A 15,739-nucleotide genomic window follows, 5' to 3' on the forward strand; every position below is an offset into this window, starting at 1 on the left:
GATGAATAAAAAAACATTCATATTCGATCTTGATGGGGTAATTGTTGATACAGCAAAATATCATTTTTTGGCTTGGCAAAATTTGGCAAAACAAATTGGAGTAAACTTTACTCATGAAGATAACGAACAACTCAAAGGAGTTAGCAGAGTTCAATCTCTTGAATTAATTTTAGGGTGGGGAAATAAAACGGCAACTGAAGATGAAAAAGAGCGTTGGTTACATCAAAAAAATGAAGAATATTTAGCTTTCATTGAAAAAATGGATGAATCTGAAATACTTCCCGATGTAGAAAGAGTTTTACAATTTCTGAAATTGAATAATCAAAATGTTGTTTTAGGTTCAGCCAGTAAAAATGCGCGACCAATTTTAGAAAAAGTAAATATTATGCATTATTTCGACGCTATAGTTGACGGAAATGATGTGTCAAAAGCTAAACCAGATCCAGAAGTTTTCTTGGTTGGTGCAGCAAAGGTAAATACAATTAATAAGAATTGTATTGTGTTTGAAGATTCTGTTGCCGGAATTCAAGCAGCTAACAGTGCTAAAATGACCAGTATTGGCATTGGAGAGCAAAACGTTTTAAATGAAGCAGAATATTGTTTCATAGACTTTACAAAGATTTCTAATGAGTTTTTATTAGAACAGATTAAAAATTAAAAGAATGAATCAAGATTATATAGTACCAAATAATTGGTCGATTATTGAAGAAGGATTTGAAGCTGATAGAGTAAAATCGTCTGAAAGTTTATTTAGTATAGGAAATGGAGCCATGGGGCAACGTGCTAACTTTGAAGAGTCGTATTCCGGTAAAACTTTTCAAGGTTCCTACATTGCAGGGGTTTATTATCCAGATAAAACACGAGTAGGCTGGTGGAAAAACGGATATCCAGAATATTTTGCAAAAGTTTTAAATGCTCCAAATTGGATAGGAATTGATGTTGAAATCAACGGAGAAAATATCGATTTGGCAAATTGTAAAACAGTAAAAAATTTCCGTAGAGAATTAAACATGAAAGAAGGTTGGTATAACCGTTCTTTTGAAATTACGATGCAAAACGGAATAGAAGTTGCTATTAAGGTAATGCGTTTTCTTTCTTTGGATATTGATGAATTAGGGGCTATTCAATATGAAGTTACTCCTTTAAATTCAGATGCAAAAGTTACTTTTAAGCCTTATATAGATTCAGGAATTGAAAATGAAGACACCAATTGGGAAGAACAATTTTGGGAAACATTAGAAATAAAAAATCAAGATAATCAAGCGTATATAGTTTCTCGTACATTGAAAACTAAATTTACCGTTTCAACGTACATGCACAATGCTGTTTTAGTAAATTCTACTAATTCAAATATTAAACCTGTTGAGGTTAAAAAAGATTCTAAAAAAATAACTTTCACATACGAAATAGGAGTTACAAAAGGACAAAAGGTGGCGCTTCAAAAATTTGGAGGTTATGTTTCAAGTATGAATCATCCGTCAGACGAATTAATTTTGGCTTCTAGAAAAGTAATTGAAAAAGCCAATGAAATTGGATACAATCAACTATTAAAAAATCAAAAACAAGCTTGGGCGAAAATTTGGGAAATGAGCGATATTACTATTGATGGTGATGTAAAAGCCCAACAAGGTATTCGTTTTAATATTTTTCAGTTGAATCAGACCTATCTTGGCAAAGATTCTCGATTAAATATCGGACCAAAAGGATTTACTGGAGAAAAATACGGTGGTTCTACCTATTGGGACACAGAAGCCTATTGTATTCCTTTTTATATGGCAACTAAAGACCAAAATGTTGCCCGAAGTTTATTAGAATATCGTTATAATCATTTGGAAAAAGCCATCGAAAATGCTCAAAACAATTTGGGTTTCAAAAACGGAGCGGCTTTGTATCCAATGGTAACTATGAATGGTGAAGAATGTCATAACGAATGGGAAATTACTCACGAAGAAATTCATAGAAATGGAGCTATTGCTTTCGCAATTTTTAACTATTATCGTTACACAGGCGATTATTCTTATATTCCAGAAAAAGGTTTGGAAGTTTTAATAGGAATTGCTCGTTTTTGGCATCAGAGAGCAACATTTTCTTCGGCTAAAAATCAATACGTAATTTTAGGAGTTACGGGTCCAAATGAGTACGAAAACAATGTAAATAATAATTTTTACACAAACTATATTGCAAAATGGTGTATATCTTATACCATCGAACAAATTAATAAAATAGAAACTGAATATCCTTTAGATTATTCTCGAATAATAGAAAAAGTAAATTTATCTACTGCTGAAATTTCAGACATGAAAAAAGTTGCTGATAACATGTATTTTCCTTACTCAGAAGAACATGGCGTTTATTTACAACAAGATGGTTTCTTAGATAAAGAACTAATTACGGTTGCTAACTTAGATAAAAGTCAGCGTCCAATAAATCAAAAATGGTCTTGGGATAGAATTTTACGTTCTCCCTATATCAAACAAGCCGATACTTTACAAGGTTTCTACTTTTTCGAGGATCATTTTACCAAAGAACAATTAGAAAAACATTTCGACTTTTATGAACCATTTACTGTGCATGAAAGTTCACTTTCTCCTTGTGTTCATTCTATTCAAGCAGCTGTTTTAGGTCGAATGGAACAAGCGTATACATTCTATTTACGTACATCTCGTTTAGACTTAGATGATTATAACAAAGAAGTACACGAAGGATTACACATCACTTCAATGGCAGGAACATGGATGAGTATTGTAGAAGGTTTTGGAGGAATGCGTGTTAAAGATGGTAAATTGTCTTTTGAACCTAAAATTCCAAAAGAATGGAATGCCTATTCTTTCAAAGTTAATTTTAGAAATGCAATTGTTAAGGTAGAAGTTAATCACAATGAAACAAATGTAAGTGTAGAAGGCAATTCAGAAATTGAAATACTTGTAAACGGAATCAAACAAAATTGTCAGGCCGAACTTGTGTTGGCATCAAAAAAATAAACCATGAATAAAATAAAAGCACTAATTGTCATTTTTTTAGTTTCAGTTTGTACACTAAACGCTCAAGAATTGAAATCGCCAAGTGGAAATTTTACCATGAAATTTTCCTTGTTACAAGATGGAACACCTACCTATCAACTTTTTTATCAAAATAAAGAAGTTATTAAAACAAGTAAACTAGGTTTAGAACTAAAAAATGATGCGAAATCACTTTTAAATGATTTCAAAGTAGTGAGCGCTTTTCCTGCTGCTTTTAATGAAATATGGAATACCGTATGGGGTGAAGAAACGCAAATTCAAAATCACTACAATGAATTAGCTGTTCGATTAAAACAAAACGGAACTGAAAGAGAAATGATAATCCGTTTTCGATTATTTAACGATGGTTTGGGATTCAGATACGAATTTCCACAACAAAAAAATCTAGTCTATTTTGTTATAAAAGAAGAGCGTACCGAATTTGCCATGACGGGAGATCACAAAGCTTTTTGGATTCCGGGCGATTACGATACGCAAGAATACGATTATACAGAAAGTAAATTATCTGAAATTAGAGGTTTATTCAAAAAAGCGGTTACAGATAATGCTTCACAACAACAATTTTCGGAAACGGGTGTGCAAACCTCTTTAATGATGAAAACTGCTGACGGAATATACATCAACATTCACGAAGCGGCTTTAATTAATTATTCTTGCATGAGTTTAGATTTGAATGACAAAACATTTGTATTTCAATCGCACTTAACACCAGATGCAAAAGGAGATAAAGGATATATGCAAGCGCCATGTGTTTCGCCATGGAGAACAATGGTTATTAGTAATGATGCTAGAGCTATTTTAGCTTCAAGAATGACATTGAACTTAAACGAACCTTGTAAAATTGAAGATACTTCTTGGATAAAACCAGTAAAATATGTTGGTGTTTGGTGGGAAATGATAACGGGAAAAAGTTCTTGGTCTTACACTAATGATTTCCCCGCTATTCAGTTAGGAGTTACAGATTATTCAAAAGCAAAACCAAACGGAACGCACGCAGCAAATAATAAACACGTAAAAGAATATATCGATTTTGCAGCGCTTCACGGATTTGATGCTGTTTTAGTGGAAGGTTGGAATGAAGGTTGGGAAGACTGGTTTGGGCAATCTAAAGATTATGTTTTCGATTTTGTAACGCCTTATCCAGATTTTAATGTGCAGGAAATTCATGCCTATGCAAAATCTAAAGGAATTAAAATGATTATGCATCATGAAACTTCTGGCTCTGCTAGAAATTATGAACGTCACATGGATAAAGCATATCAGTTCATGAAAGATAACGGATATGATGCTGTAAAAAGTGGTTATGTTGGAAATATGTTGCCTAGAGGAGAACACCATTACAGCCAATGGATTTTAAATCATTATCAATATGCAATTGAAAAAGCAGCTGATTATAAAATTATGGTAAATGCACATGAAGCGGTTCGCCCAACAGGAATTTGCAGAACCTATCCAAATTTAATTGGAAATGAATCAGCCCGTGGAACAGAATTTCAAGCTTTTGGAGGTTCAAAACCTAATCATACTACCATTTTACCTTTTACAAGATTAATGGGTGGACCAATGGATTACACGCCAGGAATTTTTGAAATGGATATTGCAAAATTAAATCCAAATAATAATTCTCATGTAAATACCACTTTAGCCAATCAATTAGGATTATATGTGGTAATGTATTCGCCACTTCAAATGGCTGCCGATTTACCTGAAAATTACAATCGTTTCTTAGATGCGTTTCAATTTATTAAAGATGTTCCTGTTGAATGGGCTAAATCAAAATATTTAGAAGCAGAACCAGGATATTATATTACAATTGCAAGAAAAGATAAAAATTCTAATAATTGGTTTGTTGGAAATTCAAATGGAACAACTCCTCGAACTTCAGCTATTACTTTAGATTTTCTTGAAAAAGGAAAAAAATACGAAGCCACCATATATGCGGATGCTGCCGATGCGGATTTCAAAAATAATCCACAAGCATACAAAATTTCAAAACAAAAAGTGACTAACAAAACTATATTAAAGTTGAGAACGGCAGCAGGTGGTGGTTACGCAATTAGTATTGTTGAGGTTAAATAAAAAAATCGCATCTATTGTAAAGCTGAACTTGTTTCAGTTTCTCATAATATTAACTTAGATCCTGAAAGAAGTTCAGGATGACAAAAAGTAAGCTATGAAAAAATTAATTCTTTTATTGATTATTGCATTTTCAGCAAGTGTTGTCGCTCAAATCGACAAAATGGAACCACCATTTTGGTATGAAGGGATGAATAAGAGCGAAGTTCAGATCTTATTTTACGGAAAAAATATTGCCGAAAATACGGTTTCAATTTCTAACAATGTGGTAATTACAAATGTTACAAAAACAGAAAATCCAAATTATATTTTCGTAACTATAGATACTAAAAATGTATCGGCTCAATCATTGAAATTTACTTTTAAAAAGGGTAAAAAATCATTTACTAAAGATTTTGAAATAAAAAAACGCAGAGAAAACTCAGCTAACAGAAAAAGTTTCGATGCTTCTGATGTGATGTATTTACTAATGCCTGATCGTTTTGCAAACGGAAATGCATCGAATGATTCTTCACCAAAATTACAAGAAAAAGCAAATAGAAGTTTACCTGGTGGAAGACATGGTGGCGATGTGCAAGGAATTATTGATCATTTAGATTATATTCAAGAATTAGGAGCTACAGCCATTTGGAGTACACCAATGTGTGAAGATAACGACAAAGGATATTCGTATCACACTTACGGTCAATCCGATGTGTATCAAATCGATGCGCGTTACGGAAGTAATGAAGATTACAAACGATTGGCTGCTGAAATGCACAAGCGCGACATGAAATTAATTAAAGATTACGTTACGAATCATTGGGGAGCCGAACATTGGATGTTTAAAGATATGCCAACATACGATTGGTTTCATCAATTTCCAGGTTACGCTCAAAGTAACTACAGAATGACGACTCAATACGATACAAATGCTTCTAAACGCGATGCTAAATATTGCATGGACGGTTGGTTTGTACCAAGTATGCCCGATTTAAATCAATCCAATCCTTTAGTATTGAATTACTTAATTCAAAATGCAATTTGGTGGATTGAATATGCAGATTTAGATGGGTATAGAGTAGATACGTATTCTTATAATGATAAAGAAGGTATTGCAAAATGGACCAAAGCGATTACTGATGAATATCCTTATTTTAACATTGTAGGAGAAGTTTGGATGCACGATCAAGCGCAAATATCGTATTGGCAAAAAAACAGTCCTATAGCAAAAATTCAAAGTTATAATTCGTATTTGCCAAGTGTAATGGATTTTACAATGCACGATGCTTTTGGTAATGTTTTTAATGAAGATAATGCGTCTTGGAGCGATGGAATGATTAAGTTTTATGATAACTTAGCTAACGATTTTTTATACGACAATACAAATAATTTATTGATATTCTTAGAAAATCACGATACCGGTCGTTTCAATCAAATTTATAAAAACGATTTCAAAAAATACCAACTAGGAATGACGCTTCTTGCAACAATGAGAGGAATTCCACAATTGTATTATGGTTCAGAAATTGGAATGGCTGGCGACAAAGGCAAAGGCGATGCCGATATTCGTCAAGATTTTCCTGGTGGATGGAAAGGTGATACTAACAATGCTTTTTCTGCAAGTGGAAGAACAGCCGAACAAGCAAAATATTTCGATTTTTCTAAAAAAGTATTAAACTGGAGAAAAAATAAAGAAGTTATTCATACTGGAAAACTAACGCATTACATTCCAGAAAACAATGTATATGTGTATTTCCGTCATAACGATTCTGAAACGGTTATGGTAATTATTAATAATTCAAAAGATAATCAGAAAGTAAATCTTTCCAGATTTGAAGAAAATGTGAAAAATTTTACTTCCGGAAAAGATATTTTATCCAATCAAAATTTCGATTTAAAACAAGAATTATCAATTGAAGGAAAAACAAGTTTAATTCTAGAATTGAAATAAATATGAAACAGTTGTTGTTTGTTTTTTTAATCGCTTCGTTTTCTTTTGCTCAAAGTAAAATAGAAAGCTATCCTTTATCGAATACTGAAAAGTTTGAAGGAAGTATTGAAAGAATAGATAATTTTCCAACAAAGTTCATATCTCCTAGAACGGTTGATATTTGGTTGCCATCTAATTATTCTAAAGAAAAAAAATACAGTGTTTTGTACATGCACGATGGGCAAATGCTTTTTGACGCTTCTTCAACTTGGAACAAACAAGAATGGAAAGTAGATGAAGTAGCATCTCAATTAATGCAAGAAAATAAAGTGCATGATTTTATTGTGGTAGCAATCTGGAATATTCCAAATTTGCGCCATATGGATTTATATCCGAATAAGCCTTATCAGTTACTTTCTAAAGAAACACAAGAAAAAATTCAGGTGGAAGTAAAAAAATCGCAATTTCCATTTGATGATAAAAAAATTAATTCTGACAATTATCTAAAGTTTATTGTAGAAGAAGTAAAACCTTTTATTGATAAAAATTATTCTGTTTATACAGATGCTAATCATACGGCTGTTATGGGTTCTAGTATGGGTGGTTTAATTTCTATGTATGCTATTTGTGAGTATCCTAATGTATTTGGAAAAGCAGCATGTTTGTCTACACATTGGGTTGGTTTTAGAGATTTTGAAAACAATCCAATTCCGGAAAGTTTCTTTGCTTATATGATGGAAAATTTACCAAATGCTGCAACGCATAAAATCTATTTTGATTACGGAACAGAAACTTTAGATGCTAGTTATTTAAAATATGAATATCGAGTAGATGAAGTTTTACAATCAAAAGGATTTAATCAAAACAATTATAAAAATTTAAAATTTGAAGGCGAAAATCATTCGGAAGCTTCTTGGCAAAAACGAATTGATATTCCATTTCTTTTTCTATTTGGAAAATAAAAAACACAATTAAAATGAAGAAAATCATTCTATCAACTTTCGTCTTTTTAGCATTAGTAAGTTGTAAAAACGAGACCGCAACTACTTCAGTAGATACAAAAAACGAAATAGCTCAATTTTCTCCAGAAATAGAGGAAAATGCAGTAATTTATGAAGTAAACATTCGTCAATATTCGCCCGAAGGAACGTTTAATGAGTTTACTAAAGATATTCCAAAATTGAAAGAATTAGGAGTAAAAATTATTTGGGTAATGCCTGTTTTTCCAATTTCTGAAACCAAAAGAAAAGCAACTGGTGGCGATGATAGTAAATTTGCTTCTGAAATGCCAAAAGAAGAGCAACACAAGTATTTAGGAAGTTACTATGCTGTTTCCGATTTCAAAAAAGTAAATCCCGAATTTGGTACTATTGAAGATTTTAGAGCTATGGTAAAAACGGCTCATGAAAACGGTATGTATGTTATTTTAGATTGGGTTCCAAATCATACGGGTTGGGATCATGTTTGGATTAAAGAACATCCAGAATTTTATACAAAAAATGAAAAAGGTGAAATTATCGACCCAATAAATCCTGAAACCGGAAAATCTTGGGGCTGGACAGATGTTGCCGATTTAAATTATGATAATAAAGAACTTCGCGCTGCCATGACAAACGATATGTTACATTGGATAAAAAATGAAAACATAGATGGTTTCCGTTGCGATGTGGCAGGAAATGTTCCAACGGATTTTTGGCAACAAGCGATTCCAACTTTAAGAAAAGAGAAAAATATTTTTATGTTAGCAGAAGCTTGGGAGCCTGAATTGTTTAAAAATAATTTATTTGATATGGGTTATTCTTGGGAAGGTCATCATACCATGAATAAAATTGCCAAAGGCAAAGAAACTGTTGCAAATTGGGATGTTTTCATGGAGAAGAGAACTAAAGAATATGAAGCAAATGATATATTGATGAATTTTGTGGATAATCATGATGAGAATTCATGGAACGGAACCATTCAAAGTAGGTTAGGAAATGCCGAAGAAGCAATGACGGTTTTGTCTTATTTAACTCCAGGAATGCCTTTAGTATATAATGGTAATGAATATGGATTAAACCATAGTTTGAAATTTTTTGAAAAAGATTCTATTCCTAAAACAAAAGGAGCAGCATGGCAATTAAGAGCTAAGTTAGGAAAACTTAAAAATGAAAACATAGCTTTAAATGGAGGAAAAAATAAAGCTTCTTACACAAGAATTAAGACTACTAACGAAAATGTTTTGGTTTTTGAAAGAGAAAAAAACGGCAATAAAATAATTTATATGGCTAATTTATCTTCTAAACCAGTAGATGTAAAAATACCATTAAATGGAACCTATATAGATGTACTATCGGGAGAAATGATTGGATTAAATGAAAAGCTAAATTATCCAATTAAACCCTGGCAATATTATGTATTAACCGAATAATTTTTTAAAGTCCTGTTGTTTTTCAACGGGACTTTTTATTTAAAAATTATAACCGATATTTGCAAAAAATAATCTTTTGAACACAAAATACGATATCATTGTTGTTGGCGGAGGCGCTGCCGGATTTTTTACTGCTATTAATATTGTAGAGAAAAGGACTAATCTTAAAGTAGCGATACTTGAAAGAGGAAAAAGTGTGTTAGAAAAAGTTCGTATTTCAGGTGGTGGACGATGTAATGTTACGCATGCCTGTTTTGTGCCAAATGATTTAGTGAAGTTTTATCCAAGAGGGGAACGCGAATTGAAAGGACCATTTAATCAATTCTGTTCTGGCGATACCATAGAGTGGTTTGAAAAACACGGAGTGGAACTTAAAATTGAAGACGACGGAAGAATGTTTCCTGTTTCTAATTCGTCTCAAACCATAATCGATTGCTTTCAAGAAGCGGTTAAGAAACTTAAAATAGATGTTTTAACAAATCATAGCGTTCAGGAATTATATAGAGCTGAAACTCATTGGAAAATTACTTCAACTCAAGAAGTTTTTACTTGTGAAAAGATAGTAATGGCATCTGGAAGTAATCCTAAAATTTGGGAATTATTACAAACCTTAGGGCATTCAATAATAGAACCCGTTCCGTCGTTATTTACTTTTAATATAAAGGATCCACGAATCAAAGATTTAATGGGACTTTCTGCTATTGCATCGGTAAAAGTAAAAAAGTCAAAGTTAGAAGCGTCTGGACCTTTGTTAATTACACATTGGGGTATGAGCGGACCCGGAATTTTGCGACTTTCTGCATGGGGAGCAAGAGAATTAGCAGATAAAAAATATCAGTTTGCCATTCAAGTCAATTGGTTAAATGAAATTCCTTTTGAAGAAGCTATAGATGTGCTAAAAGAAATTAAAGAAGAACAAGCAAAAAAGTTAGTTGCTAAATATGCACAATTTGAATTACCTAAACGCCTTTGGGAAAATTTAGTAAAAGCAGCTGATATTTCAGAAGAAACCAAGTGGGCCGATTTGAATAAAAAACAAATGAATGCTTTTGCAGAACAATTAACGAATGCCGAATTTCAGGTTAACGGAAAGAGCACATTTAAAGAGGAGTTTGTAACCGCGGGCGGAATCGATTTAAAAGAAGTTAATTTTAAAACCATGGAAAGTAAAGTGGCACCCAACATGTATTTTGCAGGTGAAATTTTAAATATAGATGCCATTACAGGTGGATTCAACTTTCAAAATGCTTGGACTGGCGGATTTATTGTGGCAAATTCTATTGCTGAAACAAATTAATTATCTATTCAGCCAATAAATACTTCCATTTAAAATAGTAGCAAAGCCAACCCAAGCTAAATACGGAATCAATAAATACGAAGCTCTTTTGTCAATTTGTTTGAAAACATGATAGGTTTCATAAATAATTAACCAAAGCAATATAATTTCAATTAATGCCAACAAAATATTGTTCAATCCAAAGAATAAATACGACCACAAGGCATTTAAAAGCAATTGAATAGTAAAAAATAACAACCCTTTTTTTACTAATTCTTTGTTTGATTCTAGTTTGTTCCAAATCATTCCTGCAGAAATTCCCATCATAATGAAAAGCATCGTCCAAACGGGTGCAAAAACCCAATTTGGTGGATTAAAACTAGGCTTTTTGATTTCTGGATACCAAGTGGTAATGCTCGATTGCGTTACGTTGCTCGACAAGTAACCAACAGCTAAACAGATGGCAACGCAATATATTATTTTGAGATATTTGTTCATAATTTTAATTTTATAGGCAAATTAACGAAATATCAAGAGAACAAATCAATCAAAATCGGTATTTTTGTCAAAATTTTAAGCCATGCTTACCGAAAAAGATTTTATTTCAACAACATATAATTCCATTGAATCGGCTAATTTTGAATGGAGTGCGCCTAGTAATATTGCATTAGTGAAATATTGGGGAAAAAAGGAAAACCAAATTCCGGCAAATCCATCGATAAGTTTTACGTTAAACAATTGCAAAACAATTACGAAATTAGAAGTAGTAAAAAAATTGGATAGCAATAGTTTTTCATTCGATTTGTTATTTGAAGGAAAACCAAAAGAAGATTTTAAACCAAAAATTCAAAAGTTCTTCGAAAGAATAGAGCAATATTGTCCGTTTTTGAAGGAATATCATTTCAAAATTGATACTCAAAATACGTTTCCTCACAGTTCAGGAATTGCTTCTTCGGCATCCGGAATGGCAGCTTTGGCAATGAATATTATGAGTTTGGAAAAAGCAATTAATCCAACTATTTCTGACGAATATTTTTATTCGAAAGCTTCGTTTTTAGCGCGTTTGGGAAGCGGAAGTGCATGTAGAAGTATCAAAGGCGAAGTGGTAGTTTGGGGCAATCATGCAGAAATTAAAGAAAGTTCTGATTTGTTTGGAGTAGAATTTTCAGAAATCCATCAAAACTTCAAAAATTATCAAGACACCATTTTATTAGTGGATAAAGGAGAAAAGCAAGTTTCGAGTACCGTTGGGCACGATTTAATGCACAATCATCCTTATGCAGAACGAAGATTTACTCAAGCGCATGAAAATTTATCCAAAATTAAATCAATTTTGACGAATGGAAATATTGAAGAATTTATCAAAATTGTAGAAAGCGAAGCCTTGACTTTGCATGCGATGATGATGACTTCGATGCCTTATTTTATCTTAATGAAACCGAATACCTTGGAAATTATTAATAAAATTTGGAAATTCAGAAATGAAACCCAAATTCCAGTTTGTTTTACGTTAGATGCAGGTGCAAATGTTCATGTTTTGTATCCTGAAAATGTGAAACAAAAAGTGTTGCAATTTATTCAAGATGAATTAGTTGGCTATTGTCAAAAAGGGCAGTATATTTGCGATTATATTGGAAACGGAAGTCAATTGATAATGAATAATTAACAATTGATAATGGAGAAGAAAAATGTTATAAAAGAAAAATCTTTTGAATTCGCTAAAGAAATAGTGTATCTTTATAAAGTTTTGGCAGATAAAAGAGAGTTTGTTTTATCAAAACAATTGCTACGTTCAGGAACTTCAATTGGAGCGAATATCAGAGAATCGGAACATGCACAAAGTAAAGCTGACTTTATTCATAAGTTGTCAATTTCGCTAAAAGAAGCAAATGAAACAGAATATTGGTTAGATTTGCTATACGAAACGAATTATTTAACAGATGAAGAGTTTCTTAATGTAAAAAATAAAAACATAGAAATATTGAAATTACTAACAAGTATAATCAATACTTCAAAAAACAAATAATTATCAATTATTCATTATTAATTGTCAATTAAATAATATGAAAGGACCACTTTTTTACTCAAAAATATTACTTTTCGGAGAATATGGAATTATCCAAGATTCGAAAGGACTTTCAATTCCTTATAATTTCTATAACGGTGCTTTAAAGAAAGATGAAAATCCTTCGGAAAGTGCAATTAAATCAAACGAAAGTTTAAAGAAATTTGTTGTTTATTTAGAACAATTGCAAGCAGAACAACCTGAATTGGCTACTTTCAATTTAGAGTTTTTACAAAAAGACGTAAACAGCGGAATGTATTTTGATTCAAGTATTCCACAAGGATATGGAGTAGGAAGTAGTGGAGCATTAGTAGCTGCTATTTATGATAAATATGCCAATAACAAAATAACGGTTTTAGAGAATTTAACGCGTGAAAAATTATTGCAATTAAAAACGATTTTTTCTCAAATGGAATCTTTTTTTCATGGAAAAAGTTCAGGTTTAGATCCATTAAACAGTTATTTAAGTATTCCAATTTTAATCAACTCGAAAGATAATATTGAAGCAACCGGAATTCCAACACAAAGCACACAAGGAAAAGGTGCTGTTTTCTTAATAGATTCTGGTATTGTTGGCGAAACGGCTCCAATGGTTTCTATCTTTATGGAAAACTTAAAAGATAATGGTTTCCGTACAATGCTTAAATCACAATTTATAAAATATACAGATGCTTGTGTGGAAAATTTCTTGCATGGCGATGTAAAATCGTTGTTAGAAAATACCAAACAATTATCAAAAGTGGTTTTAAATAACTTTAAACCGATGATTCCTGAGCAGTTTCATCAAATTTGGCAAAAAGGAATCGATACTAACGACTACTATTTGAAATTATGTGGTTCTGGCGGTGGCGGTTATATTTTAGGGTTTACTCAAGATTTAGACAAAGCAAAAGAGTCATTAAAAGATTATAAATTAGAAGTAGTTTATAATTTTTAGAATGGTAATAGGTCATCGGTAATTGGTAATAGGATTTTAAAGTCTTTTTCCATTACCTATCTCCCATAACCCATAACCCAAAAAGAAATGCTTACTCGCAAGTCCAAATTAGTCCTTATTAAAATTTTCAGCTTTTTCTCTGTGATTAGAGGATATAATATTTGGGTGATTGCATTGGCTCAATATCTTTCCGCTATATTTATTTTGGCTCCCGAGAAAAGAGCATTAGATATTATTTTAGATTGGCGCTTGTTTTTAATTGTAGTTGCTTCTACTTTAACTATAGCTTCGGGTTATATTATCAATAACTTTTACGATGCCAAAAAAGATTTAATTAATCGCCCTAAAAAAGCCATGATTGACCGTTTGGTGCGTCAAGAAACCAAGCTAAAAGTTTATTTTACGATTAATTTCATTGTGGCTCTGTTGATGTTTTTCATTTCATGGCGAGCAGTTTTATTTTTCTCAGCTTATATTTTTCTCATTTGGTTTTATTCACACAAGTTGAAAAAAATGTTTTTGATAGGAAACTTTACTGCTTCAATATTAGCAGTTTTGCCATTTTTTGGAATTTTAATGTATTACAAAAACTTTTACGAAGTCATTTTTGCGCATGCAACGTTTTTGTTTTTATTAATATTAATTCGAGAATTAATTAAAGATTTAGAAAATGTAGAAGGCGATTTAATAACCGATTATAAAACAATTCCCGTTGTTTTTGGTGATAAAATGGCAAAATCAATCATTTCAATTTTAGCAATTTCAACTTTAATTCCTATTTATTTTCTTGTTGAAATCTACGATGTGGGTTATATGGATATTTATTTTTATTTAAGTCTAATTACCTTATTGTTTTTTGCATTGCAATTGTGGAAAGCAACCTCAAAATCAGAATATTTAAAGCTTCATTTTTTGCTGAAATTCATTATAGTTGCAGGCGTTTTCTGTATCGTTTTAATAGAGCCATCTGTACTAATTCACGGAAAAAAATTGATTTTAACGCCTTAATTTTAAATAATTACATCAGGTACAACTCCTTTTTGTTATTTAAAAAACTAAAGTAGCCGTTTCAATTTATTAGTTATATCTTTGCAAAAATTTGTTTATAATTATGTCACGTCAAGGTAACGATAAAAGCCGTCCAGGTTCTGCAAGGCAGGGAGGATACAAAAAAGGCAGCAATTCAAGAGGTAATGCGCCAATTCGCAAGGCTCCTTCTAAATTCGCAACAAAACCTGAAGCTGCTCAAGAAGCTGCAAAGGCACCAAAATCTCCAAAGAAACCTTCTAATCCAGATGAAATTCGTTTAAATCGTTACATTTCAAATTCAGGAATGTGTAGTCGTAGAGATGCAGATATTTACATTCAGAGTGGAAATGTAAAAGTAAACGGTGAAGTTATTACCGAAATGGGTTATCGAGTTAAATTAACAGATTCGGTTCAGTTTGATGGTGTGAATATTACACCTGAAAAGAAAGAATATATTTTATTAAATAAGCCTAAAAACTTTTCAACTGCCGGAGACGATTCTGCCGGTTCTGCAAATGTGTTAGATTTAGTAAGAAATGCTACAAAAGCTAACTTAATGCCTGTTGGAAGAATGGATAAAACGACAACAGGATTGTTGTTGTTTACAAATGACACTGAAATTGTTCAGAAATTTACAGTTCCTAATCAACGTTCTTCAAAAGTGTATCAAGTAACTTTAGATAAGAATTTAAAATTTGAAGATTTAGAAAAAATCCAAAAAGGATTAACAATTGACGATCATAAAGTTTTTGTTGAAGAAGTAACGTATATAGAAGACCAACCAAAAAGTGAAATTGGTATAAAAATGAAAACTTCAAACGTAAAAGTGGTTCGTAAAATTTTTGAACATTTTAAATATGACGTTTTAAAAGTAGACCGTGTTACTTTTGCAGGATTAACTAAGAAAAACTTACCTAGAGGTGATTGGAGATTCTTAACAGAACAAGAAATCATCAATATAAAAAACACAAAATAATTCATAAGCCGCAACCAAAATTTGCGGCTCTATTTTTA

Annotated in this window: 13 protein-coding genes; 12 read left to right on the forward strand and 1 reads right to left on the reverse strand. The window is 31.8% G+C overall.

Features of this window, described 5'->3' with window-relative positions; all coding sequences use genetic code 11:
* Position 1 precedes the first annotated feature (1 nt).
* From pgmB to GFJ99_RS05510, 7 genes are all read left to right on the forward strand, one after another.
* Positions 2-658 (forward strand): beta-phosphoglucomutase, encoded by a 657-nt coding sequence (gene pgmB / locus GFJ99_RS05480; RefSeq protein WP_153207868.1) that lies wholly within the window; start codon positions 2-4, stop codon positions 656-658.
* A 4-nt stretch (positions 659-662) separates the two neighbouring features.
* Positions 663-2,981, forward strand: coding sequence for a glycoside hydrolase family 65 protein (locus tag GFJ99_RS05485; RefSeq protein WP_153207869.1), 2,319 nt, complete (start codon positions 663-665; stop codon positions 2,979-2,981).
* Between the two features lie 3 nt (positions 2,982-2,984).
* Complete coding sequence (locus GFJ99_RS05490; protein ID WP_153207870.1) at positions 2,985-5,099, forward strand: glycoside hydrolase family 97 protein; 2,115 nt, start codon at positions 2,985-2,987, stop codon at positions 5,097-5,099.
* A gap of 94 nt (positions 5,100-5,193) precedes the next feature.
* Positions 5,194-7,029 carry a glycoside hydrolase family 13 protein gene (locus tag GFJ99_RS05495; RefSeq protein WP_153207871.1) on the forward strand — a complete coding sequence of 612 codons (1,836 nt, stop codon included), beginning with the start codon at positions 5,194-5,196 and terminating at the stop codon, positions 7,027-7,029.
* A 2-nt stretch (positions 7,030-7,031) separates the two neighbouring features.
* Positions 7,032-7,970, forward strand: a complete 939-nt coding sequence (locus tag GFJ99_RS05500) for an alpha/beta hydrolase (protein ID WP_153207872.1) — start codon at positions 7,032-7,034, stop codon at positions 7,968-7,970.
* 14 nt (positions 7,971-7,984) lie between these two features.
* The gene (locus GFJ99_RS05505; RefSeq protein WP_153207873.1) at positions 7,985-9,418 is read left to right on the forward strand and encodes an alpha-amylase family glycosyl hydrolase; all 1,434 of its coding nucleotides are present in this window, start codon (positions 7,985-7,987) and stop codon (positions 9,416-9,418) included.
* A 76-nt stretch (positions 9,419-9,494) separates the two neighbouring features.
* Positions 9,495-10,715 carry an NAD(P)/FAD-dependent oxidoreductase gene (locus GFJ99_RS05510; protein ID WP_153207874.1) on the forward strand — a complete coding sequence of 407 codons (1,221 nt, stop codon included), beginning with the start codon at positions 9,495-9,497 and terminating at the stop codon, positions 10,713-10,715.
* Here GFJ99_RS05510 and GFJ99_RS05515 read toward each other — a convergent pair whose 3' ends face one another.
* A complete protein-coding gene (locus GFJ99_RS05515) occupies positions 10,716-11,192 on the reverse strand; it encodes a TspO/MBR family protein (protein WP_153207875.1) in 477 nt (158 codons plus the stop codon).
* Between the two features lie 82 nt (positions 11,193-11,274).
* Between GFJ99_RS05515 and GFJ99_RS05520 the strand changes: the two genes are divergently transcribed.
* The 5 genes from GFJ99_RS05520 (at position 11,275) to GFJ99_RS05540 (ending at position 15,701) form a co-directional block, all read left to right on the forward strand.
* On the forward strand, positions 11,275-12,360 hold the full coding sequence (locus GFJ99_RS05520) for a diphosphomevalonate/mevalonate 3,5-bisphosphate decarboxylase family protein (RefSeq protein ID WP_153207876.1): 1,086 nt from the start codon (positions 11,275-11,277) through the stop codon (positions 12,358-12,360).
* A 9-nt stretch (positions 12,361-12,369) separates the two neighbouring features.
* Entirely contained in the window at positions 12,370-12,720 is a 351-nt protein-coding gene (locus tag GFJ99_RS05525; RefSeq protein ID WP_153207877.1) for a four helix bundle protein, read from the forward strand.
* Positions 12,721-12,757: 37 nt separating this feature from the next.
* Entirely contained in the window at positions 12,758-13,696 is a 939-nt protein-coding gene (locus GFJ99_RS05530; RefSeq protein WP_153207878.1) for a mevalonate kinase, read from the forward strand.
* 87 nt (positions 13,697-13,783) lie between these two features.
* Positions 13,784-14,704 (forward strand): geranylgeranylglycerol-phosphate geranylgeranyltransferase, encoded by a 921-nt coding sequence (locus GFJ99_RS05535; protein ID WP_040470301.1) that lies wholly within the window; start codon positions 13,784-13,786, stop codon positions 14,702-14,704.
* A gap of 103 nt (positions 14,705-14,807) precedes the next feature.
* Entirely contained in the window at positions 14,808-15,701 is an 894-nt protein-coding gene (locus tag GFJ99_RS05540; RefSeq protein ID WP_153207879.1) for a pseudouridine synthase, read from the forward strand.
* Positions 15,702-15,739: the final 38 nt, after the last annotated feature.

It is taken from the genome of Flavobacterium sp. LMO6, from assembly GCF_009495795.1.
In the GTDB taxonomy this organism is placed as follows: Bacteria; Bacteroidota; Bacteroidia; order Flavobacteriales; family Flavobacteriaceae; genus Flavobacterium.

Excerpts from the sequence above, each read along its gene's own strand:
- pgmB (WP_153207868.1), top strand. The coding sequence starts at position 2 with ATGAATAAAAAAACATTCATATTCGATCTTGATGGGGTAATTGTTGAT.
- GFJ99_RS05485 (WP_153207869.1), top strand. The coding sequence starts at position 663 with ATGAATCAAGATTATATAGTACCAAATAATTGGTCGATTATTGAAGAA.
- GFJ99_RS05490 (WP_153207870.1), top strand. The coding sequence starts at position 2,985 with ATGAATAAAATAAAAGCACTAATTGTCATTTTTTTAGTTTCAGTTTGT.
- GFJ99_RS05495 (WP_153207871.1), top strand. The coding sequence starts at position 5,194 with ATGAAAAAATTAATTCTTTTATTGATTATTGCATTTTCAGCAAGTGTT.
- GFJ99_RS05500 (WP_153207872.1), top strand. The coding sequence starts at position 7,032 with ATGAAACAGTTGTTGTTTGTTTTTTTAATCGCTTCGTTTTCTTTTGCT.
- GFJ99_RS05505 (WP_153207873.1), top strand. The coding sequence starts at position 7,985 with ATGAAGAAAATCATTCTATCAACTTTCGTCTTTTTAGCATTAGTAAGT.
- GFJ99_RS05515 (WP_153207875.1), bottom strand. The coding sequence starts at position 11,192 with ATGAACAAATATCTCAAAATAATATATTGCGTTGCCATCTGTTTAGCT.
- GFJ99_RS05520 (WP_153207876.1), top strand. The coding sequence starts at position 11,275 with ATGCTTACCGAAAAAGATTTTATTTCAACAACATATAATTCCATTGAA.
- GFJ99_RS05525 (WP_153207877.1), top strand. The coding sequence starts at position 12,370 with ATGGAGAAGAAAAATGTTATAAAAGAAAAATCTTTTGAATTCGCTAAA.
- GFJ99_RS05530 (WP_153207878.1), top strand. The coding sequence starts at position 12,758 with ATGAAAGGACCACTTTTTTACTCAAAAATATTACTTTTCGGAGAATAT.
- GFJ99_RS05535 (WP_040470301.1), top strand. The coding sequence starts at position 13,784 with ATGCTTACTCGCAAGTCCAAATTAGTCCTTATTAAAATTTTCAGCTTT.
- GFJ99_RS05540 (WP_153207879.1), top strand. The coding sequence starts at position 14,808 with ATGTCACGTCAAGGTAACGATAAAAGCCGTCCAGGTTCTGCAAGGCAG.